The sequence below is a fragment of the Geodermatophilus obscurus genome (assembly GCF_900143215.1).
Lineage (GTDB): Bacteria > Actinomycetota > Actinomycetes > Mycobacteriales > Geodermatophilaceae > Geodermatophilus > Geodermatophilus obscurus_A.
In genome coordinates, this window is record NZ_FRDM01000100.1 from 1 (window position 1) to 1,307 (window position 1,307).

Genomic DNA, 1,307 nt, shown 5'->3' on the forward strand with positions numbered 1-1,307 from the left:
CGACGGCCGGTGTCGCGGCCGGCCACGAGAGCTCGACGGCGGGGGGACCGGCGGGGACGGGCAGCCGGTCGCTCACGGCGCGGTCTCCACGCGGGCGTCGTCAACCCAGCGGGCGAGCACGCTGACCGCGGCCAGCTGCTCGAGGGCGCGCTGCTCGTCGGCGTCGGTCTCGGCCGAGGTGTGGGAGACGACGTTGCGGATGCCGGCGAACAGACCTTCGGCCAGCGCCATCGCGCCGCGGTGCAGGCTCTTAAAGGTGTCACTGCCGACGTCGGCCATCAGCCGCGGCGTCTCCGGCTTCGCATCCTCCAGAGAGAACACCTGCTTGAACAGGTTGGTCTCGGAGAGGTCGTGCCGCCCGGTCTTGTTCTGCGCCTCTGCGTTGACCTTCTTCAGCCCGTCGACGACCGCCTGGCGGTGGTGCCGGCTGGCCCACATCGACCGCGCCCCGTCCCACGCCCAGGGGTGCAGCCGGGCTGCGTTGATGGTGGGGGCGTCGTCGCCGAGCTTCATGCGCAGCTCCGCTCCGCGCTGCAGGACGGTGGTGGCCCGCTGGGCGGCCTCGCGGTGCTGTGCCCAGCGTGCGAGCTTGGACGTCGGCACGCTGGTGTGCCAGTCCGGGATGACCCGGTCGAGGATCGGCTCCACCATCGGCGCCTGCCTCGCGATGCGCGCCTCGGACTCCGCCAGCTCCTCGATGAGCGGCTTCCCCTCATCGCTCGGGGCCGGCGGCTTAGACCCGTCCCGCACCAGGTCGATGAAGATCCGCAGCTCGTTCACAGCCGACGGCACGTCGAAAACCACGGGTACAACATAACGTTCCGCGCCATCAGGTCTGAGATGTCGATGTTGAGCGGCTGCTCCCTGAGGTCTCGATCCGGAGTCGAACATGGATCCCGTCGACCCCTAGCCTGCCGCCGTGGTGCAATCGCGACAGGACCCCACGTGGTGGCGACGTGTTCCAGCATGGGGACGCCGCGTATGTGAGTGGAAGTACCTGCTCGGTGGCCCGCTGACAGTCGTTGTGACGGGTGTCGTACTTGCCTGGTGGGGCAGTCAGGACCCCGCTGGTGGGGTCAATGCCGGACTGCTTGCCGCCGTTAGTGGGCTGCTTGCAGCCCAGGTGTTCCTCGCCACGCTTGGGTTGACCTTCGGCCGCGGAGACACCTACCGGCGAGCAGTGGATTCTCTGCAGGCCGAGGACGCCCGGCTGAATGAGCTTTCTGCCATTGATGGGACGGTCGGACTTCAGCACCTTCAACGTGAAATCGCTTCTGAAGCTCGCGGGAAAGCCCGATTACTGACGG

At 68.1% G+C, this 1,307-nt stretch carries 1 protein-coding gene; it reads right to left on the minus strand.

Annotation, left to right across the window (positions count from 1 at the left end):
• Nucleotides 1-72: 72 nt before the first annotated feature.
• The gene (locus BUB17_RS25175) at nt 73-804 is read right to left on the minus strand and encodes a TIGR02391 family protein (protein ID WP_072921590.1); all 732 of its coding nucleotides are present in this window, start codon (nt 802-804) and stop codon (nt 73-75) included.
• Between the last annotated feature and the right edge of the window lie 503 nt (nt 805-1,307).